General features: G+C 64.8%; 14 protein-coding genes. 6 read left to right on the plus strand and 8 right to left on the minus strand.

All coding sequences use genetic code 11. The annotated features are described in order from the left end of the window. The first annotated feature begins 14 nt into the window (after positions 1-14). Entirely contained in the window at positions 15-833 is an 819-nt protein-coding gene (locus AC6RV7_RS10230; protein ID WP_500093872.1) for an SDR family NAD(P)-dependent oxidoreductase, read from the plus strand. Beyond that, positions 830-1657, plus strand: coding sequence for an RluA family pseudouridine synthase (locus AC6RV7_RS10235; protein ID WP_500093873.1), 828 nt, complete (start codon positions 830-832; stop codon positions 1655-1657). Before AC6RV7_RS10230 ends, AC6RV7_RS10235 begins: the two co-directional genes overlap by 4 nt. Positions 1658-1664: 7 nt before the next feature. On the opposite strand, the gene AC6RV7_RS10240 is transcribed toward AC6RV7_RS10235, so the two are convergent. Next, positions 1665-2426 (minus strand): M14 family metallopeptidase, encoded by a 762-nt coding sequence (locus AC6RV7_RS10240; protein WP_500093874.1) that lies wholly within the window; start codon positions 2424-2426, stop codon positions 1665-1667. 112 nt (positions 2427-2538) lie between these two features. Between AC6RV7_RS10240 and AC6RV7_RS10245 the strand changes: the two genes are divergently transcribed. Continuing rightward, on the plus strand, positions 2539-3921 hold the full coding sequence (locus tag AC6RV7_RS10245; protein ID WP_500093875.1) for a glutamate--tRNA ligase: 1383 nt from the start codon (positions 2539-2541) through the stop codon (positions 3919-3921). A 63-nt stretch (positions 3922-3984) separates the two neighbouring features. Here the strand turns inward: AC6RV7_RS10245 and thrH are convergent, their stop codons facing one another. After that, positions 3985-4587, minus strand: coding sequence for a bifunctional phosphoserine phosphatase/homoserine phosphotransferase ThrH (thrH, locus tag AC6RV7_RS10250; RefSeq protein WP_500093876.1), 603 nt, complete (start codon positions 4585-4587; stop codon positions 3985-3987). Between the two features lie 172 nt (positions 4588-4759). Between thrH and asnS the strand changes: the two genes are divergently transcribed. Further along, on the plus strand, positions 4760-6148 hold the full coding sequence (asnS, locus tag AC6RV7_RS10255; protein WP_500093877.1) for an asparagine--tRNA ligase: 1389 nt from the start codon (positions 4760-4762) through the stop codon (positions 6146-6148). 96 nt (positions 6149-6244) lie between these two features. On the opposite strand, the gene AC6RV7_RS10260 is transcribed toward asnS, so the two are convergent. From AC6RV7_RS10260 to AC6RV7_RS10275, 4 genes are all read right to left on the minus strand, one after another. Then, entirely contained in the window at positions 6245-8545 is a 2301-nt protein-coding gene (locus tag AC6RV7_RS10260; protein WP_500093878.1) for a TonB-dependent siderophore receptor, read from the minus strand. A gap of 944 nt (positions 8546-9489) precedes the next feature. Next, complete coding sequence (locus AC6RV7_RS10265) at positions 9490-11184, minus strand: TonB-dependent siderophore receptor (protein WP_500093879.1); 1695 nt, start codon at positions 11182-11184, stop codon at positions 9490-9492. A 76-nt stretch (positions 11185-11260) separates the two neighbouring features. Next, the gene (locus AC6RV7_RS10270) at positions 11261-12286 is read right to left on the minus strand and encodes a FecR family protein (RefSeq protein ID WP_500093880.1); all 1026 of its coding nucleotides are present in this window, start codon (positions 12284-12286) and stop codon (positions 11261-11263) included. Then, a complete protein-coding gene (locus AC6RV7_RS10275; protein WP_500093881.1) occupies positions 12273-12833 on the minus strand; it encodes an RNA polymerase sigma factor in 561 nt (186 codons plus the stop codon). The genes AC6RV7_RS10270 and AC6RV7_RS10275 overlap by 14 nt, the downstream gene beginning before the upstream one ends. Positions 12834-12992: 159 nt before the next feature. On the opposite strand from AC6RV7_RS10275, the gene AC6RV7_RS10280 reads away from it, so the two are divergent. Both AC6RV7_RS10280 and AC6RV7_RS10285 read left to right on the plus strand, forming a co-directional pair. After that, the gene (locus tag AC6RV7_RS10280; protein ID WP_500093882.1) at positions 12993-14684 is read left to right on the plus strand and encodes a rhamnogalacturonidase; all 1692 of its coding nucleotides are present in this window, start codon (positions 12993-12995) and stop codon (positions 14682-14684) included. 14 nt (positions 14685-14698) lie between these two features. Beyond that, on the plus strand, positions 14699-16849 hold the full coding sequence (locus AC6RV7_RS10285; RefSeq protein WP_500093883.1) for a hypothetical protein: 2151 nt from the start codon (positions 14699-14701) through the stop codon (positions 16847-16849). Positions 16850-16907: 58 nt separating this feature from the next. Here the strand turns inward: AC6RV7_RS10285 and glnS are convergent, their stop codons facing one another. Both glnS and AC6RV7_RS10295 read right to left on the minus strand, forming a co-directional pair. Then, positions 16908-18725 carry a glutamine--tRNA ligase gene (gene glnS, locus AC6RV7_RS10290; protein WP_500093884.1) on the minus strand — a complete coding sequence of 606 codons (1818 nt, stop codon included), beginning with the start codon at positions 18723-18725 and terminating at the stop codon, positions 16908-16910. A 98-nt stretch (positions 18726-18823) separates the two neighbouring features. Then, positions 18824-20563, minus strand: a complete 1740-nt coding sequence (locus tag AC6RV7_RS10295) for a putative manganese-dependent inorganic diphosphatase (RefSeq protein WP_500093885.1) — start codon at positions 20561-20563, stop codon at positions 18824-18826. Positions 20564-20656 lie beyond the last annotated feature (93 nt).

Raw genomic sequence — 20656 nt, forward strand, 5'->3', positions numbered from 1 at the left:
CCCTGCTCGAGCTTGTGTCCTCGCCACGCGAAGTGCTCCAAACTTTCTCCGCCGTCGTCGTGACGGGTGGATCTTCCGGTATTGGAAAATCGTTCATCGAGCTGTGCGGAAGAGTGGCGCCGGCAGTCCGGGTTTGCAACCTGTCGAGGACGGTTCCGCTCATAAAATCAGAGCAGCTTAAGCTTTGCCATGTGCCGTGCGACCTGAGCGAGGCGTCGGCGGTCGGACGCGCGGCCGGGGAGGTCGAGTCCTGGCTAAGTTGCGAGGCGTCAGCGGGGCGGGTGCTGCTCATCAACAACAGTGGCTTCGGCGCATATGGCTGCTTTCCTGAGCCCAACTTAACTCACCAGCTCGAACTATTAGATGTTAACATCCGCGCGCTCGTGGAACTCACGGGACGACTCCTTCCGGTGCTGCGGAAACGCGGTGGGGCGGTGATGAACATCGCGTCGACGGCAGCGTTTCAACCCACGCCGTTCATGGCCACCTATGGTGCGTCCAAGGCCTTTGTTTTGCATTGGACGCTCGCACTCGCCGCGGAGTTGCGCGGGAGCGGCGTGCAGGCGCTGGCGGTGTGCCCGGGACCGACGTCGACGCAGTTTTTTCGCCGTGCGGGACTGCGTCAGGGCGCGGTCGAGCCGGGCTTGAGCATGAAAGCGGAAGAGGTGGTCGAGCAGTCGCTGCGCGCGCTGGGCGCCGGGCGCACGCTGGTGGTGCCGGGATGGAAAAACAAGGCGATCGCGGCACTCGGCGGCACGTTGCCGAAACGGTGGGTCACGCGGCTCGCGGCGAAAGCGATCGGCCGCTACCGCATGGCCCAGGTGGCCTCATGAATGCCGGCGAATCGCAGGCCGGTCGCGGCATCGACGATTTTTCGCGGCGCGCGTGCGCCTGGCCCCGACGCGAAAAACAGGGACCGGTCCGCCTGATCGCGGAGGAGGAGTTGCGCAGTTGGATCGTTTACGAGGATGCGCGATTGCTCGTGCTGGCGAAACCGGGCGACGTCGTTTGCCATCCGTCGAAAGCCGGACCGTGGTCGAGCCTCGTCGGTGCGGCGCGCGAATACACGGGTTTGCCGACGATGCATCTCGTTTTCCGCCTCGATCGCGAGACGAGCGGGGTGGTCGTGCTCACGAAAGACGCAAAGATGGCGAGCCGGCTGCAGGTCGCGATGCAGGAACGGAAAGTAGGCAAGGCGTATCTGGCGATCATGACCGGCGAACTGCGCGAACCGGTGACGGTCAACCAGCCGCTCGGCGACGATGTGACGAGCCCGGTTTATGTGAAATCGGCGGTGGTGGCGGGTGGCCAGCCGGCGATCACGCATTTCGCGCCGGTGGCGCATGGCGGCGGCTTCACGCTGGCGCGCGTGGTCACCGAGACGGGGCGCAAGCATCAGATCCGGATTCACGCGCACTGGCTCGGTCACTGGCTGGTGGGCGACAAGATCTACGGACCTGACGACCGCTGTTATCTGGAATTCATCGACCACGGCTGGTCGCCGGCGATGGCGGAGAAACTCCATCTGCCGCGGCAGGCGCTGCACTGCGCGCAGATCGACTTGCGGCCGGCGGGGGTGGATCACGTTTTCGAGGCGCCGTTGCCGGCGGATCTCCGGGAGTTTTGCGCGAGGCACGGCCTCGCCGCCGACACCTGACGACGTTTCAGGGCGGGAGCAGTTTCACCAGCGCGGTCTCGAGAGCGGCGCGGAGCGCGGCCACGCGTTGAACGACGGGAAACGCGGACGGGCTTTCGAGCGTGTAACTCAAGCGCGTGTGGTGAGCGCGAAGGTAGATCGCCTCGGGCCACAGATCGCGCAGCAACGGATCCGTCACCGGACGGATGATGCCGGCGGCGGCCGATTCGCGACCGTCGATCACCGCGGCCGTCTCGATCGGACAAGTCGCGCGCGCGGCGGCGATCATCGCGTCCGCGAGGGTGGGGCGACTTTCGGGGTTGAGTTCGTAAAGATAAAACCCCTGCGCCTCCCAATCTTCGTGCAGGCAGAACGCGACATCGAAGTTGGGTTGCTGCTGCAGCCAGCCGACGTGTCCGCGAATCTCGGCGGAAACGAGACGCTTGTAGTCGCGGTTCAGATCGACGGCGTCGGAGTTCTCGCGGGTGCGCCGCGCGAATCCGAGCGGGTTGAGCAATGGGCAAACGAACCACGTGGCGCGCCGATCGAACACGCCGCTTTCGAGCAGTTCGAGCAACGCGAGCGGTGGGGCGGGTTCATCGCCGTGAATGCCGGCCGAGAAATACAGGCGCGGACGGATGCCCGGCGTGCGTTTCGTGAGCGCGATCAACGGCACGCCGGCGACTTCGCCGAAGCGCTCGATGCGAAAACCTTGTTTCGGCGCGGCGGCTTCGAAGCGGGCGACGACGTCGGCGGGATCGATGACGGGTTCGATGTGCGGAGGGCTCACGGATTGGGCGGAAAACGGAATACCACGAATCGCGTCGAGCGCACGCTTACAGCCGCGGTTTCGGCGGAAAAATCTGTCGTGTGTTTCGCCTGTTTCTTGGTTTGTTGAGCGAATGTCTTCCGTTCGCGTTCGTTTCGCCCCGAGTCCGACAGGGTTCTTCCACATCGGCAGCGCCCGCACGGCGTTGTTCAACTGGCTGTATGCCCGCCACACGGGCGGGACGTTCGTGCTGCGGATCGAGGACACGGACAAGGAGCGCAACAGCGAGCAGTTCCTCAATGTGATCTACGATTCGCTGACCTGGCTCGGATTAACCTGGGACGAAGGTCCGAAGGTCGGCGGAAGTTTCGGCCCCTACCGCCAGAGCGAGCGCGCCGATATCTATCGCGAATTTCTGGCCAAGCTCACCGCGGCCGGGCGCACGTATGAGAAGGACGGCGCGATCTGGTTCAAGCTCCTCGGCGAGCGCTACGAGGTGTTCGACGATCACCGCAAGAAGACCGTCACAAAAGTCCGCACGGCGCCTTCGGTGATCGACGACCGGATCCGCGGCCGCGTCGAGCGCGTCGAGGACGAGGACTTCGTGATCTTCCGCTCCGACGGCAATCCGGTGTTTCATTTCGTGAACGTCGTCGACGACATCGCGATGCAGATCACACATGTGATCCGCGGCGAGGATCACCTGTCGAACACGAGCAAGCACGTGGAGCTGTTCAAAGCCTTCGGCGCGCCGGTCCCGCAGTTCGCGCACATTCCGCTCATCCTGAAACAGAATGGCCCGGGCAAGATGTCGAAACGCGACCAAGGCGCGCTGATCGAGGAGTATCAGCGGCGCGGTTACATCCCCGAGGCGCTGGTCAACTTCCTCAGCCTGCTCGGCTGGAACCCGGGCGACAACCGCGAGAAGATGCCGATCGCGGAGATCGTGCGGCTGTTCGATCTGCCTGGCGTGAACCAGAGCAACGCGCGCTTCGACGACAAGAAACTCGCGCACATGAACATGGCTTACCTGCTCGAGTTGCCAGCGGATGCGTTCGTGGCGAAGGCGCGGGAGTATTTCGCTGGGCAGACGGAAAATGCGGCGGCGCGCACCGCGCTGGCCGCCGACGAAGCCTATTTCCGCGAAGTGATGCTGCTCAGCCAGCCGAAGATCAAGGGACTCGAGGAGCTGCCGGCTTACACGGTCTATTTCTTCACGGAGGAGTTTCCGATCGATGCCAAGGTGCGCGACAAGGTGCTGGCGAAAGGCGAGCCGAAGGCGCGGCTTGGCGAGCTGATCGAGGCGTTGCCGACGATCGATTTTTCGACCGACACAACCGTCGAGGACGGTTTGAAGCAGCTGATCGCGGCGAAAGGCCTCGGCTTCGGCGATTACCAGGCTGTCGCGCGGCTGGCGCTTTCGGGCACGAACGTCGGCCCGAGCATCACCGGCATGATGCGCGTGCTCGGACGTGACCGCGTGAAAGCGCGGTTCGAGCGTTTTCTCGCGAGCTGAATCCGGCGCTGGCGCGGCGGTCGCGAAGACCGCCGCATCCGGTTTCGCGCCGACCGCGTGCGTTTAGAGCCGCGCGCGGATCAGCTCGATCAGCTCGGCGTGAGTGTGGACGGACGGGAGCTGCGGGAATTGTTGCACGACGTTTTCCGGCGCATGGATCAGGATGCCGGTGTCGGCCTGGCAAAGCATCGCGGTGTCGTTGAACGAGTCGCCGGCGGCGATGACGTTATAATTGAGCAGCTGCAACGCCTGGACTGCGTGGCGTTTCTGGTCGGCGAGGCGGAGCTGGTAGCCGGTGATGCGGTCGTTTTCGACGATCAGGCGATGGCAGAAAAGCGTCGGCCAGCCGAGCTGGCGCACCAGCGGGACGGCGAACTGCTCAAACGTATCGGACAGGATGATGAACTGCACCGTCCCGCGGAGCTGGTTGAGAAAATCGATCGCTCCCGGAAGCGGCGACAGCGTGCCGATCACTTCCTGGATCTTCGACAACGTGATGCCGTGGCGGTCGAGGATATCGAGCCGGTAGCGCATCAGCTTGTCGTAATCGGGCTCGTCACGCGTGGTGCGCCGCAACTCGGGAATGCCGGTGCGCTCGGCGACGGCGATCCAGATCTCCGGCGTGAGAACGCCTTCCATGTCGAGGGTGACGATGCTTTGTTTCACAAGGGCTGAGTGAACGAGAGGTTGGCGGCGTGAGGCAAGCAGGGAGGCGGTGGAGTTGAGAGATCGCAGTTGAGAGATGAGGGTTGAGAGTTGAGAGAGGGCGAGGCACGACGGGCGGAGTTGTGTCATAATTTCTTTGCGACGGGGCGGCGGGCGAATTCCATTGGAGGGCATGCTCAAACCCACGTCGGTGAAAGACGCGCTGCACAGCGAGGCGGCGCGCGATGAAATTCTCGTGCAGGGCTGGGTGCGCACCCGGCGCGATGCGAAGACGTTTTCGTTTCTCGAACTGAACGACGGCTCGTGTCTGAAAAACCTGCAGGCGGTCGCGCCGGCGACGCTGCCGAACTACACGGCGATCCAGCATCTCACGACAGGCGCGTCGGTGGCGGTGCGCGGGAAACTGGTGGCGTCGCAGGGCGCGGGCCAGAAATGGGAGATCGCCGCGGAAGAAGTGACGGTCCTCGGCACAGCGGATGCGTCGTATCCGTTGCAGAAGAAAGGCCACACGCCGGAGTTTTTGCGCGAGATCGCGCACCTGCGGCCGCGGTCGAATCTATTTGGCGCGGTGTTCCGGACGCGCAGCCGGCTGGCGTATGCGATCCACCGCTACTTCCAGGAACGCGGTTTCGTTTACGTGCATACGCCGGTCATCACCGGCAGCGACTGCGAAGGCGCGGGGGAACTGTTTCGCGTGACGACGCTCGACCTGGCGAATCCGCCGAAACGGGAGGACGGGCTGATCGACGACGCGAAGGATTTCTTTGCACGGAAAACGTATCTCACCGTCAGCGGCCAGCTCGAGGCGGAGGCGTTCGCGTGCGCGCTGGGCAAGGTCTACACCTTCGGGCCGACATTCCGTGCGGAAAATTCGAATACATCGCGGCACGCGAACGAATTCTGGATGATCGAGCCGGAGGTCGCGTTCTGCGATCTGCAGGGCGATATGGATTTGGCGGAGGATTTCGTGAAGACGCTGATTCGGGAGGTGCGGACGACCTGCGCCGAGGATCTGGAGTTGTTCGCCAAGTTCGTGGACAAGGAATTGCTGACGCGGCTCGACTTCGTGCTCGAGCGGCCGTTTCAGCGCGTGAGTTACACGGAAGCAGTCGAATTGCTGCAGAAGAGCGGAAAGACGTTCGAGTTTCCGATCGAATATGGGGCGAACCTGCAGTCGGAGCACGAGCGCTATCTCACGGAGGAGATTTTCAAGCGTCCGACGACGGTCTACAATTATCCAAAGGAGATTAAGCCCTTCTACATGCGGCTGAATGAGGACGGAAAGACGGTGACCGCGATGGACGTGCTGGTGCCGGGCATCGGCGAGATCGTCGGCGGCAGCCAGCGCGAGGAGCGGCTCGATGTGCTCGAGGCGAACATGCGCCGGCACGGGTTGAATCCGGAGGATTACGGCTGGTATCTCGACCTGCGGCGCTACGGCACGGTGCCGCACGCGGGTTTCGGTCTCGGGTTCGAGCGGATGCTGATGTTCGTGACCGGCGTGCCGAACATCCGTGACGTGATCCCGTTCGCGCGGACGCCGGGCAACGCGGCGTTCTAGGGCGGATGAAAGCCGCGAAGCGGCAAAGGACTGCAAGGAAACGAAAGAGCCCGTCGGGTAGCGACGGGCTCTCGCGGTGTGAAGGGTGACGGCCGCCTAAAAGTTGAGCGTGTTGGCGAACTTCACGTTGATCCCCGGCGCGGTGGTGATGCCGGTGCCTGAGACGCGGCCGCCGGCCTGCTGGATGTAGCCATTGTCGTCGAGCACGTTGTCGACGTAGAGCCGGAAGACGTATTTCTGCCACGTGTAGGACGCGCTGAAGTTGGTGACGTAATACGGCTTCAGGTAGAAACTCACTTGCGCGACCTGGTTGGCGATCGTGTAGGCGGGCGGCGCGTCGCCGGCGCGGCTGCCGCTGTAGCTGACGCCGAAACTGAGGGCGAGTCCCTTGGGCGCGCCTTCGGTGAAGCGATAGTTCAAGAGCAGGGCCGCATTGCGGTCGGCGACGGCGCGCACGCGGCGGCCGAGGGCATCGCGCATCTTGAGCTGCGAGAATGTGGCGATCGCGGAGAGGTTGTTGGTCAAGCCGCCGATCAGTTCGAGTTCGTAACCGTGATTGCTGAGGTCCTGGACGATCTGCTCGGGCGCGGCGGGGTTGGTCTGGCGCTCCGGATTCGGCGTGGTGACGTTGCTCTGCGAGATTTCAAAGTAGGCGCCGTTGAACGAGAGGCGCTGGTTGAAAAACTCGGTTTTGAAACCGACCTCGTCCTGCACGCCGTCGCGCCACAGGGGCCGGTTGTTGGCGATGACGGGCGAGGAGTTGGTCGAGTGGCTGTAATAGACCGAGGCGTTGGGCAGGACCTTGAAGAGCGCGCTCGCCATCCAGACCTCCTTCGCATCGTCGAGGATGCTCGGGGCGTTGGCGGCGCTGATGGCGTTGCGCGCGTAGGTTTTCGTATCGTAATGCAGGATACCGCCGGTGGCCTGGAGGCGGTCGTTGAAGAAGCCGAGACGCTCGCTGACGTAGAGCTGCCAGTTGGTGAAATTGCCGACGTTGTTGGCGTAGAGGTTCGCGTCCCACACGGGTTCGGCGCGGAGATTGGGCCGGCTCAGGTCGATGCCGGGCAGCGTGCCGCTCTTGACCTTGTTGACGCTGGTGCGACGGGAAAGGGCGAAGCCGCCGACGGTTTGCGAGCTGACGGCGCCGAACTGATAACGGGCGGCGAGATCGGTCTGGAGATTGCCGTATTTGAGGCGGGTCCACTGGGCGTCGCCGCGCACGGGGATGTTTCCCGGATTGAAAAGCGGCGAGTAGGTGGAGACGGGCTGGCCGTTGACCATGGACCAGACGTAGTCCTGCGTGAACTCGCCGGTCAGCGGCTGGTAGCGGGTGTTGTTCAGGCCGGGAAGCGTGAGGAACTCCTGCACGGAATCGGTGAAGTAGTAGCGGCCGTTGGCGGCCACGCGCAGGCTGATATGGTCGTTGAGACTCGAGGTGAGCAGCACGAACAGATCAGCGGTGTCGACCGCGGTGTGGCTCCACGGCTGGATGCCGTTGCGGCTTTTGTGCGAAAGGCCGGGCGCGAGATACGGGTCCTTGGTGTCAGGGCCGACGCGCGGATCGATGATGAGCAGCGGCTCGCGAAAGATCCACTGCGTGGCGCCGATGAGCTTCACCGTGAGCTGCGTGCGCTCGGAAATCTTGTAGGAAAACATCGGCGCGAGCGCCTTGGCGCGCAGGCGCGCGTCGTCGGCCCAGTAGCGGCGGGTGTCCTGGATCGAACCGACGAGCCGCCAGGCAACGCGGTCGTTGGACGCGAGAGTATCGTTGAAATCGACGCTCAGCTTTTGCGCGTCGAACATGCCGACCAGCGCGGTGACGCTGTTCTGGCGCCGGTAGAGCGGCGATTTGGTGATGACGTTGACCGCGCCGCCCGGACCGCCGGCGGGCGAGAGGATGGCGTTGGGGCCCTTGGAAATTTCGATGCGATCGATCACGACCTCGGCGACGTTGTCGGCGTCGTCGGGCTGGAGAAAGTTGTCGACCACGCGCTGGCCGTTGCTCTCGAAGCCGCGCAGGATCATGCGATCCTGAAACTGGATACCGCGGCCCTCCTGCACGCCGGCGGCGTAGCGGGTGACGTCGAAGATGCGCGTGGGCGCGAGGTCCTCGATGATGTCGCGCGTGAGCACGGTGATGGAGTTGGGCGTGTCGAGCAGCGGCGCGCGCACGCGGACCGCGGAGACGGCGTCGGCGGCGCGATAACGGTCGGCGGCATCGCTCGAGACGGTGAACTGCGGCAGTGTCACGACCTCGTCGTCGGGACCGCTGCGGGCGCTCGAGGTTTGGGCGTGGCCGGCGGCGGAGGCGAGCAACGCAACGGCGGAGATCGCGGCGTGCGCGCCCGCGGAGAAAGGCCGGCGACGCGGCGCCGGTCCGGGGATTCTGGGGTTCATTCGGTGTGGTGGGATGAGGTGCCGGCGAGTCGCCGGTCTCCTGAGACGCCGAAGGAAGAAAAATGGGGGATCGCGACCGCGAAAAAGCGGCGGCGATCAGAAGTTCACCGTGGTGGTGAGCTTCACATTGAGCCCGGGCGCGGTGCTGAGCCCGGTTCCGGAGACGCGGCTGCCGGCCTGCTGGAGATAGCCTCCGTCGTCGAGCACGTTGTCGACGTTGAGGCGGAACAGGCTGCGGGCGTTCCAGCGCCACGTGAGGCCGGCGGTGGTGACGTTGTAGCTCCGCAGGAAAAAGCTGGTGCGGCCGACGACGTTCAGCGGTGTGAAATTGATCGGCGTGTCGCCGGCGCGCGCACCGCTGTAGCTCACGCCGGCATGAAACGCCAAACCGTCACGCAGGCGATAATTCAGCAGCAGCGCACTGTTGCGATCGGCGACGGCGCGCACGCGGCGGCCGAGATTGTCGCGCATCCGGAGCTGGCTGAACGTCGCGATAACCGAGAGTCTCGGCGTGAGGCCGCCGACGAGCTCCAGTTCGACGCCGTGGTTTTTCAGATCCGAGACGAGCGATTCGGGTGCGGACGGATCTGTCTGCCGCGCGGGATTTGGCGTGGGAACGTTGGTTTGCGCGATCGTGAACCACGCGCCGGCGAAAGACAGGCGTTGCGCGAAGAATTCGGATTTGAAACCGATCTCGTCCTGCACGCCGTCACGCCAGAGGACGATGTCGTTGGCGATGATCGGAGACGAATTCGTGGAGTGACTGTAGTAGAAGGACAGATCGGGCCGGGGTTTTAGGAGGGCGCTGGCCAGCCACATCGCTTTGTCGTCGTTGAGCCAACTCCCGGTGCTGCTCAAGCGGTTGTGGCTGCGGGTGTCGGTGTGATAATGCAGCACACCGCCGGTGAGCTGCACGCGCTCGCCGAGGAGTGCGATCCGCTGGTTCAGATAGGTGTGCCAGTTGGTGAACTGGTTGTCGTAGTCGAGGGCCGGCGTCGTGCTCCACACCGGCTCGGCGCGGAAGTCCGGCCGGCTGAGATCGATGGACGGGAGGCTGCCGGACACCGCAGGCCCCGCGTGGTGCGACGCGACAGCGCGAATCCCGCAACGGTCTGGGAAAAGACGGCGCCGATCCGATGCGTCGCGACCGCATCGACCTGCAGGTTCACGGTTTTTCGGCGGGTCGCCTGTTTGTCGCCGCGCACCGGAATGGCGGCGGGATCGAAGAGCGGCGAGTGAGTGGGCAGGTAAGTGCGAGCGATCGGATCGAAATCCCAGGTGTAATCCTGCGTGAGCTCGCCGGTGAAGGGGTTGTAGCGGTTGAGGAGGCTGGGCGTGGAAAGAAACTCCTGCTGCGAATCCTCGAAATAGTAGCGGCCGTTGGCGGCGGCGCGCAGGCTGAGGTGATCGGAAAGCTTGCTCGTCAGCAGCGCGAACGCGTCGGCGGTGTGCGTGCCGACGTGACTCCACGGCTGAATGCCGTTGCGCGTGCGGGAGGATAGGCCGGGCGCGAGAAACGGGTCAGGCGTGGAAGCGTTGACGGCCGGATCGAGGATCAGGAGCGGCTCGCGGAAGATCCAGTGCTCCGCGGCGATGAGTTTCACCGTGAGCTGCGTGCGATCCGAGAGGCGGGCGGAAAACATCGGGGCGAACACCTTGCCGCGCAGTCGGGCGTCGTTGTCCGGGTAGCGACGCGAATCCTGCACCGATGCGATCAACCGGTAAGCGAGGTTGGGCGAACGCGGCAGCGGTCCCGTGAGATCGGCGCCGATCTTTTGTGCGTCGAACAATCCCACCGTGGCGCTCAAGCTTCGCTGCGCATCGAACGAGGGAGATTTGGTGATGACGTTGATGGAGCCGCCCGGAGCGCCGGCAGGCGAGAGGATGGCGTTGGGCCCCTTCGCAATTTCGACGCGCTCGATCAGCACCTCGTCGAGATTGTCGGCATCGTCGGCTTGCAGGAAGTTGTCGACCGTGCGCTGCCCGTTGCTTTCGAAGCCGCGCAGGATCATGCGATCCTGAAACTGATTTCCGCGCCCCTCCTGCACGCCGGCGACGAAGCGCGCGACGTCGAAAATCCGCGTCGGCGCGAGATCGTCGATCGTGTCGCGGGTGATCACCGAAATGGAGCTCGGCGTGTCGATCAGCGCCGCACGAATCCGGACCGCAGAAATCGCGTCCGCGACGCGATAGCGATCGGCTGCCTGCGTCGAAACGGTGAATTCCGGCAGGACGATGATGTCCGGCGCTGCCGAGCCCGCCGGCGGAATGGTCGCGGGCGACCCGGCCTGCGCCCGCGGATCGGCGCGGCGCACGACGGCGAACGCGCCGGTGTGGTCGCGACGGACGATGAGCGCGGTGCCGGCGAGCATGCGGTGCAACGCGGCCTCGGGAGAAAGCCGCCCTGCGACCGCGCGAGTGTTTTGTCCGCGCACCTGATCGAGCAGGTAAACCAACTGAACGCCGGACTGGCGGGTGAATTCGTCGAGTGTGCTGGCGGCGTCGCCGGGCGAAATGGCAAACACGCGCGCCGCCGAAACGTCCGTCGGGGGATTTCCGCTGGCGGGAAGGAGCGATCCGAGCAGCAGAAAAACGAGTCGCAGCCAGAGGCGGGCACGATGCGGGACGGGCAAAACCATTCGGGGCCGGGTGGGGCGGCCGCGAGCATGGTCAAGCTGGCCGGATGCGCAATCGCTTCCAGCAGGCGCCGGCCGATCAACGAATCTTGTGCAGCACCACCCGCGTGTCGGAGACGTGTTCGACGCGGATGTCTCCGGCGGCGGCCAGAAGATTGACGAAGGCGTCGGCGTTATCCGCGTCGAAGCTGCCGCCGACCACGCGTTGTCCGAGCTCCGTGTCGGCGATCTCGATTTGGACGCGGTTGTAGCGGTTGAAGCGGGCGACAGCGTCGGCAAGTGGCGTGTGGTTGAATGCGAGTCGGGGCGCCGACCATGCCGGGACGACGTCCGCTTCGGCCGCGATCGGCGACCGGCTGTCACCGGCAAGCTGAGTCCACGCGGTGGTGTCCACGACGGCGCGCTGGCCGGCGACGAGGAAAAGCGGTTCGGCGGCATCGGCGACGTCTCGGTCCACCTGCACCTTGCCCTCGGTCACGAGGACTTCGACGGCGCCGTCGGTGCGGCGGACATTGAAGGCGGTGCCGACGGCGCGCACGGTGACGAGACCGGCGCTGACGAGGAAGGGGCGCGCGGGATCTTTCGCCACGTAGAAATGAGCCTCGCCTTTCTGCAGATGAATGCGCCGTTCGGCCGGCACGAAAGCGACATCGATGGCGCTGTCGCCGCCGAGGACCAGCGTCGAGCCGTCGGAGAGATCGAGCGAACGGTGCTGGCCGGCCGCGGTGGCGTAGGTGGACGTCGGCGCGGCGGGACGCTCGTGCGGCAACCACAGTGCAAGGGCGAGCGCAGCGGCGGCGGCGCCAATCAGCGCGAATTTTCCGACACGAGGAAAACGCAGCACGCGGGCGCGCGGTCGCGTGAGGGCGTCCAGCTCCGCCAGCAGGGCGGCGGCGGCGGGCGTTTCGGGGAGGCGGGCGAGCAGCTGTTGGGCGGATTCGAGGCGGCGGAAAGCGGCGTCGTGTTGCGGATCGGCGGCGCGCCACTGCGCGAGCGCCTCCTGCTCGTCCAGGCGAAGACCGCCCTCGCGCCGGGCGATCCAGGCCGCGGCGGTGCGCTCGATCGCGTCGTCGGGCGAAGCAGGAGAGCGATCAGGCGGAGTCATGCGAAAACGGGTTGCGCTCCTTCAGCACACCGCGTGCCTCGAAGTAATCGGCGCAGAGCTGCACGCCTTTCGCGAGGTGCGTTTTCACCGTCTCGGTGGAGATGGCGAGGGTGGCGGCGATTTCCTTGTAGGAGCATCCTTTCAGGTAGCGCAGCATGATGACGTGACGGCAGCGGGTCGGGAGGCTTTGCACGGCGGCCGCGAGAATCTCCAGTTCCTGCTGGCGGCTGATCGCTTCCGCGGCGTGCGGGCTTTCTTCAACGACGTGTTCGGCACTCGAATGGGTGATCGGATCGGCGCGATCGTGGCGGTTTCGCCGGAAAAAATCGACCGCGAGATGCCGGGCGGCGGTGAACATGAACGCCCGCGCATGGCGGATGCGGCCGGCGGCTTTTTCCCGCCAAAGACGCGCGTAGGTTTCCTGAATGACGTCGTCGGTGTCGCGCAGGAGCGGAAAACGCGACTGGAGATAGGCGCGCAGAGCGGGTTCGTGAGGTTGAACCTCGGAGGAAAACCAGCGGGTGGGCTCTGTCTCCTGATGCGACATCGGGGGCGGGGTGATCGCAAGCGGACGTATGAGCCCGGCTCAGACGGGCTGACAAGCCGGATTCTTCCCAAATGGCGCCGATGGCCGAAAAAGTTGGAAAATGCTCCGCGACGATCCCCCAATTCGCCGCGGTCGGCGTCTCACTCATTTGTCTCTCTCATGAAACCCCACTTTCCCCCGGTCGGCAGTCGTTGGATTCTCGGTCTGCTGTGCGCGTTTGCGCTCGCGGCTTCGTCGCTGCACGGCGCCGAATCGGTCTTTTCCGTCAAGGCGTTTGGTGCGACGGGCGACGGCGTCACGCTCGACACGGAGGCGGTGAACCGCGCGATCGAGGCGGCGGCGGCCGCGGGCGGCGGCACGGTGGAGTTTCCGGCGGGGAACTATCTTTGCTACACCATCCGGCTGAAAAGCCATATCGAGCTGCGGCTTGCGGCGGGCGCGACGATCATTGCGGCCGATCCGCCGAAGCCCGGCGAAGCGGGCGGCTACGATGCGCCGGAGCCCAACGCCTGGGCGGAGTATCAGGATTTTGGACACTCGCACTGGCGCAACAGCCTGATTTGGGGCGAGGGTTTGGAGAACGTGGCCATCACCGGGCCGGGCCGGATCTACGGCCGCGGCTTGAGCCGTGGCAACGGCCGGATGGCGCTGCCCGTCGGAGCGTTGTGGGCGGGGCACGATCGGGTCAATCCGCCGGACGTCCTCGAGGCGGACGGGCCGTTCGAGTTCGAGCCCCGGCCCGAGCTGAAACCGGGACCATTTGGGTATCCGAAAGCTCGCGACCGGCTGCCGGACGGCGTGGGCAACAAGGCGATCGCGCTCAAGAGCTGCCGCAACGTCGTGTTGCGCGATTTCACGATTCTGCACGGCGGACACTTCGGCATCCTCGCGACCGGGGTGGACAATCTCACGATCGACAATCTGCTGATCGACACGAACCGCGACGGCATGGACATCGATGCCTGTAGCAACGTGCGGATCTCGAACTGCTCGGTAAACTCGCCGTGGGACGACGGCATCTGCCTGAAGGCGTCGCACGCACTCGGCGTAAAGCGGCCGACGGAAAACGTGACCATCACGAACTGTTTCGTCAGCGGTTACGACGAAGGCACGCTGCTCGACGGCACGCGCAAGCGGAACGCCACGCAGCGCGGCGGGCCGATCGGCCGGATCAAGTTTGGCACCGAAGCCGGCGGCGGATTTCGCAACGTGACGATCTCGAACTGCGTGTTCGAATACTGCCGCGGACTGGCGCTCGAGCAGGTCGACGGGGCAATGTTGGAAGACGTAACCGTATCCAATATCGCGATGCGCGACGTCGTGAATGCGCCGCTGTTCATCCGGCTCGGCGGGCGGCTGCGCGCGCCCGACGCGAAAACGCCGGGTCAGGTGCGGCGGATCCTCGTCGACAATCTCGTCGCCTCCAATGTCTCGCCCGATCACGGCATCATGCTCGTCGGTCTGCCGGGTTACCCGGTCGAGGACGTCGTGTTATCGAATGTGCAGATTCATTATCGCGGCGGCGGCACCGTGGAGCAGGCGGCGCGGATCGTGCCGGAGCACGAGAAGAGTTATCCGGAACCCTATGTCTTCGGCGTGATGCCGGCGTGGGGAGTGTTCGCGCGGCACGTCGCGGGACTGCAGTTGCGGGGCGTGGAGCTACGCACGATGTCGGCGGATGCGCGGCCGGCGGTGGTGCTCGACGACGTGGTGGGCGCGCGATTGTTCGACGTGCAGGTGCGGCCGAAAGATGGCACGCCGAAGTGGCGGCTCTCGCACGTGAGCGGACTCGTGCCGCGCGATTGCGAGGGGCTGGATCAAAGCACGGTGGACGCGGCGGAAAAACGATGATGCGGGGAGTTTTTATGAAACATCTTTGGATCGCGATCGGTTGGGCATTCACCTCCTGGGCGTGCGGGGCGGCCAATGAAACCATCGACCGGCCGGCGCTCGTGGCGCGCAACGGTCCGGTGGTGCGGAGCGTGGACTACGATGCACCGCTCACGGTGGGGAATGGCGGGTTTGCGTTCACTGCTGACGTGACGGGACTGCAAACTTTCGCGGAGCAGTATCATCGCAACGGGATTCCGACGGAGACGCAGTCGCGCTGGTGCTGGGTCACGGATCCGAATCCGCAGAACTTCACCTTGAAGGATGCGAACAAGGACTTCCGGCTGGCCGACGGGCGCGTGCTGGGATTTCCGACGCGGGCGAGCACGCCGGCCGGCGACTGGTTGCGGCGAAATCCGCGGACGCATCCGCTCGGCCAGATCGCGCTGGAGTGGGACAAGCCGGACGGAAAGCCGTTCGTGCCGGAAGACGTTCGCGATATCGCGCAGACACTCGAGCTCTGGCGAGGGACGGTCGTGAGTCGTTACACGTTGGGCGGTGAGCCGGTGGAAGTGATCACGGCCTGTGATCCGGATTCGGATACGATTGCGATTCGGATTCGTTCGCCGTGGGTGGCGCGGGAGAAATTGCGCGTGCGGCTGGCGTTTCCCCGCGGGCACGATCCGAAAACGAAAAACACGCCTGCGCTCGACTGGAGCCAGCCGGAGTCGCACCGGTCGCAGTTGCGCGGGGCTCATATCGTCGAGCGCGAAGTGCTCGGGACGCGTTACTTCGTGGCGAGCAACCGCGCGCTGGAGAGCGGAGAATCGCATGTCTTTCGGATTCGCGGCGGGCGGGGCGAGGACGAGTTGGCGGTGACGGTGCGGTTTTCGCCGGAGCGTGTCGCAGCGGCGGCGGATGCGGACGCGATTTTTCGCGCGAGTGCGCAGCATTGGGAGAATTTCTGGCGGACGGCGGCGGCGCTCGATTTGAGCGGCAGCACGAATCCCCTCGCCGCGAAACTCGAGCGGCGCGTGGTGTTGTCCCAGTATTTGCTGGCGGTGCAGATGGCGGGTGATGTGCCGCCGCAGGAGAGCGGACTCACGTGCAACACCTGGTATGGAAAGCATCACACCGAAATGATCTGGTGGCACGCGGCGCATTTCGCGCTGTGGGGAAAACCGGAACTCCTCGCGAAGAATTTGGAATGGTTTCGTTCCCGCCTGCCGGAAGCGCGCGAACTGGCCCGCAGTCGCGGGCTCACCGGTGCGCGGTGGGCGAAAATGGTCGGGCCGGAAGGCCGCGAGAGTCCCGGCGGGAATCCGCTGATCGTGTGGAATCAGCCGCATCCGGTTTACTTGTGCGAGCTGCTGTATCGCGACGCGCCGACGCGGGAAACGTTAGAAAAGTATCGGGATCTCGTGCTCGAAACCGCGGAGTGTCTCGCCGCGATGGTGTGGTTCGATCCGCAGCGCGGTGGCTACGTGCTGGGGCCGCCGCTCTGGATCGCGCAGGAGATTCACGACCAGGCGACGAGTCAGAATCCCTCGTTCGAACTCGCCTATTGGCGGTGGGCTTTGAGCGTGGCGCAGACGTGGCGCGAGCGGCTGGGACTGAAACGCGAGCCGAAGTGGGATGACGTGATCGCGAAGCTCTCGCCGCTGCCGGTGCGCGACGGCAAGTATGTCGCGCTCGAATCGCATCCGGACACGTGGACGAATATCGAAAGCCGGCACGATCATCCGGAGATGCTGATGCCGCTCGGATTTTTGCCGGAAGCGCCGGGCGTGGATCGCGCGACGATGCAGCGGACGCTCGACGCGGTGCTGAAGGATTGGGATTGGGAAACGAAAATCTGGGGCTGGGATTACCCGATGATTGCGATGACGGCGGTGCGGCTCGGTCGGCCGCGCGATGCCGTAGAGATCCTACTGCGGGATGGACCGAACAACCGCTACACGCCGAACGGGCATTGTCCGCAGCGCAGCGACGAGGCGCTCGATCGCAATGCGCCGCCCGGCGCGCGGCGGCGCGAGATCGCCGTTTACCTGCCGGCGAACGGCGCGTTTCTCGCCGCGGTGTCACTGATGACCGGCGGCTGGGACGACGCGGCCAAGCCGTATCCAGGTTTCCCCGACGACGGAACCTGGAAGGTGCGCGCCGAAGGCTGGAAACGCTGGCCGTGAGAGAACGGTCGCGCTCGCCGGGACGGTCCGCGTTCCGGCGAGACGAGCGGCCGGGAGGCTATTTCGCCCAGGTGTCTTTCAGCGTGATGATCCGGTTGAAGACCGGTTTCCCCGGGGCGCTGTCCTTTTCGTCGAGCGCGAAATAGCCGAGGCGCTCGAACTGGAAGCGATCGGCGGTCGTCGCGGAGGCGAGCGACGACTCGAGCCGGGCGGTGACAACCTCGAGCGACTTCGGGTTCACATGCTGGAGGAAATCGTCAGTCGCGCCCGGTTCCGGCACGGTGAAAAGGCGGTCGTAGAGCCGGACTTCGGCGGGGACGGACTGCGTGGCGCTGACCCAGTGGATCGTGCCTTTCACCTTGCGGTCGGAGTTGGGCTGGCCGGAGCGCGTGGTGAGATCGGCAGTGCAGCGCAGTTCGACGAGAGCGCCGGAAGCGTCCTTTACGATCTCGTCGAGCTTCACGATGCAGGCGTATTTGAGCCGGACCTCGCCGCCGGGTTTGAGGCGGAAGTACTTCGGCGGCGGCACTTCGGCGAAATCGTCGCTTTCGATGAACACCTCGCGTGTGAGCGCGACCGGGCGCGTGGTGGGGGTTGGGTCCTGCGGATTGTTGGTCGCCACGCACTCGATCGTCTCGTCCGGCGCGAGGTTGGTGAGGACAAGCTTGATCGGCTTCAGGACGGCGAGCCGGCGGGCGGCGGAGGCGTTGAGCTCCTCGCGGATCGCATGCTCGAAGGCGGCGATGTCGGTGAGGCTGTCGTATTTCGTGACGCCGGTGCCGATGACGAAGCGGCGCAGCGCGCTCGCGGGAATGCCGCGGCGGCGAAGTCCGGCGATCGTGGGCAGGCGCGGATCGTCCCAGCCGTCGACGAGTTTTTCGTCGACCAGGCGGATGAGCCGGCGCTTCGAGACGATCATGTAGCTCGGGATGAGCTTTGCGAATTCGTATTGCCGGGGGAGGGCGCGCGGCAGGTCGAGGTTTTCGAGAATCCAGTCGTAAAGCGGCCGATGGACTTCGAATTCGACGGTGCAGATCGAGTGCGTGATGCCCTCGAGGTAGTCGCTCAGGCAGTGGGCGAAATCGTAGAGGGGATAGATGCACCATTTGTCGCCGGTCTGATGATGCGGCGTGTGGCGGATGCGGTAGAGCAGCGGATCGCGCAGCCAGATGTTGGGCGAGGCCATGTCGATCTTGGCGCGAAGGGAGCGGGCGCCGTTGGCAAACTCGCCGGCGCGCATGCGCTGGAAGAGGTCGAGGTTTTCCTCGACGGAGCGGTTGCGCCACGGCGATTCGCGGCCGGGCTTGTCGGGCGAGCCGCGGTAGGTGTCGGTTTCCTCGGGGCTGAGATCGTCGACGTAGGCCTTGCCCTTGCGGATCAACGTGAGCGCGTAGTCGTAGAGCTGGTCGAAGTAGTCGCTCGCGAAGAACGGCTCGGCGGCGGCGCTGGCGCCGCGATCTGAAGTTTCAGATTTGAGATCTGAGCTCGGCACGGGCGCGAGATAGTAGTCTTCGCGGCCGGCGACTTCCTGTTTCGCGGGGGTGGCGCCCTTGGGCTTGAGGCCGAGGACGTGGTCGGCCCAGCCGGCGATCAGCCAGCGGACGTCGGCGGTGATGGAATCGACATACTCGACGTCTTCCTTCGCCGGATTGGTGTCGTCCATCCGCAGGTTGCACTGGCCGTTGTTTTCCCGGGCGATGCCAAAGTTGAGGCAGATCGACTTCGCGTGCCCGATGTGCAGGTAGCCGTTGGGCTCGGGCGGAAAGCGCGTGACGATCTTCGCATAGCGTTGCTCCGCCACGTGCTGGGCAACGATGTCACGAATGAAATCGCTGGGCGCGGGAGCGGTGGAGGGCGCGTTGGACTCGGCGTTCATAAAAAAGAACGGACACTCTGTTCGTCGCGGCGGGGTGACGCAACGATTGGTTTGCCTCCGCGCGCGGGCGATGCGGCGAACGACCCGCGGCGGGCCGGTCAGGAAGCGCGTTTTCTCTTCTTGAGCGGCGCGGCGCTGGCACCCGCGAGCGAACCGTCGGAAGCCATTTCCTTCAGGAGGCTGGTGAGATACGGGATGAGCTGCTTCTTGCGGCTGACAACGCCCGGCATGTCGAAAATCTCGTCCTGTTCCACGTGGGCATACGAGATGCGGTTGATGAAACCGGCATCGCCTTTGACCAGGAGCAGGGAATTTTGCGTGTTGATGTCGGTCACGAGGAGCGCGGCGAACGCGAGCTTTTCCTCGTCGCGCAGCTCCTGTAGCGCCGCGGCGATCGGTTTCGCCTGCTGCCAGAAGTTGCCGAAACCGAGTTCCTCCACCTGCGAAACGGAGAAGCGCACGCCCTCTTCCTCGTAGATCTTGTAGTCGGAGCGGATGATTTTCTCGGGCGGGTTGGCCAGGATGACGGAGCCGGAGTTGAAGATCTGTTCGGCGAGATCCTTGGAGTTCACGCCGGAGATCTCGGCCAGCCAGGCGAGCAGGATCGCGTCCTTGCCGGTCGTGGTGGGACCGTTGAGGTGGAGCGTGTCGGAGATCAGTCCCGACATCATGATGCCCGCGATGTCGGGCGAAGGTTGCAGCCCTTCGCGGCGGAAAAGATCCGCGATGATCGTGCAGGTGGAGCCGACGGGTTCGTTGATGAACAGGATCGGCTGGGCGGTGTGCACGGCGCCCAGCCGGTGGTGGTCGATGATTTCGGCGATCGTGACCTCGTCGGCGCCGGTGACGGCTTGCGACATCTCGTTGTGATCGACAAGCACGAGCCGCGTCTGCGTCGGACGCAGGAGGTCGGTCTTGGTGAGAATACCCTCGAGGCAGCCGTTGTCGTCGGTGACCATCAACGCGTGCGGCGAGGAGGCGGAAAAGCGTTTGCGGACATCCGCGATCAACGTGTCGCTGTCCACGGTCGAGAACTCGCGGTCGACGATGCGCTCGAGCGTCGACGCCGTGCGGACAATCCACGACGTCGTCGCGGAATCGTAAGGGCTGATGATGAGGCTCGTGCCTTTTTCGCGGGCGAGCGCGAGGATGTCCTCGTCGATGCCGAGATTGCTGGTGATGACGACGGCGCGAACGCCAATCTCGATTGCGCGGCGCTGGATGTCGCTGCGGTCGCCAACGATGATGATGGATTGTTCGGCGGGGATGTTTTCCCGGATCGAGATGCTCCAGAACGAGCTGATGTCCATCGTGCCGAGGCGCACGTAGAGGTCCTGGATGCGTTGCTCGTCGACGACGTGGAGCGCCTGCCCCTCGAGGGTGCGGGTGATGTTCGCGAGCGAGGTGCGCACGAGGCGCAGCAGGCGCGGCTCGCTGAGGCGAGGGATGAAAACGCCGCCGAGCGTGGACAACGAGATCGTGCCGACGATGCGTTTGCTCCCGGTGACGGGGACCACGCGGATGTCGTGCCGATCGAAAATCCCGAGGGCCTCCGCACACGTCGCGTTTTCGTCGAGATGGATGACGTTGCGCACCATGAGATCGCGGACGCGCGGACTGACATCGCTCAGGTAAAGGGGCAGCGGCTGGCGGAACCGCGCGAGGATGGTGTCGATGCGGGCGTTGGAGTTGCCGCAACGGGCGGCCACGTAGCCGCGTTCGCCGCGGGCCTCCTTGAACGCCGCATAGGCGATCGCGGAGCAGATCGAATCTGCATCCGGATTCTTGTGACCAATGATGTAGGTCGGCGTGGTTGAGGAGGACGGGACGGGCGTCATTGCGAGACGGACGGCTGGGTGGGTGGAAAGGCGCTGAAAGAACAGCAGGAACGCTGCGCGTTCCCGGGACAACAAACAAAAAGCCCGGCGGTT

The organism is Opitutus sp. sgz309028 (assembly GCF_059821195.1).

Excerpts from the sequence above, each read along its gene's own strand:
- AC6RV7_RS10235 (WP_500093873.1), top strand. The coding sequence starts at position 830 with ATGAATGCCGGCGAATCGCAGGCCGGTCGCGGCATCGACGATTTTTCG.
- AC6RV7_RS10245 (WP_500093875.1), top strand. The coding sequence starts at position 2,539 with ATGTCTTCCGTTCGCGTTCGTTTCGCCCCGAGTCCGACAGGGTTCTTC.
- asnS (WP_500093877.1), top strand. The coding sequence starts at position 4,760 with ATGCTCAAACCCACGTCGGTGAAAGACGCGCTGCACAGCGAGGCGGCG.
- AC6RV7_RS10260 (WP_500093878.1), bottom strand. The coding sequence starts at position 8,545 with ATGAACCCCAGAATCCCCGGACCGGCGCCGCGTCGCCGGCCTTTCTCC.
- AC6RV7_RS10265 (WP_500093879.1), bottom strand. The coding sequence starts at position 11,184 with ATGGTTTTGCCCGTCCCGCATCGTGCCCGCCTCTGGCTGCGACTCGTT.
- AC6RV7_RS10270 (WP_500093880.1), bottom strand. The coding sequence starts at position 12,286 with ATGACTCCGCCTGATCGCTCTCCTGCTTCGCCCGACGACGCGATCGAG.
- AC6RV7_RS10275 (WP_500093881.1), bottom strand. The coding sequence starts at position 12,833 with ATGTCGCATCAGGAGACAGAGCCCACCCGCTGGTTTTCCTCCGAGGTT.
- AC6RV7_RS10280 (WP_500093882.1), top strand. The coding sequence starts at position 12,993 with ATGAAACCCCACTTTCCCCCGGTCGGCAGTCGTTGGATTCTCGGTCTG.
- AC6RV7_RS10285 (WP_500093883.1), top strand. The coding sequence starts at position 14,699 with ATGAAACATCTTTGGATCGCGATCGGTTGGGCATTCACCTCCTGGGCG.
- glnS (WP_500093884.1), bottom strand. The coding sequence starts at position 18,725 with ATGAACGCCGAGTCCAACGCGCCCTCCACCGCTCCCGCGCCCAGCGAT.
- AC6RV7_RS10295 (WP_500093885.1), bottom strand. The coding sequence starts at position 20,563 with ATGACGCCCGTCCCGTCCTCCTCAACCACGCCGACCTACATCATTGGT.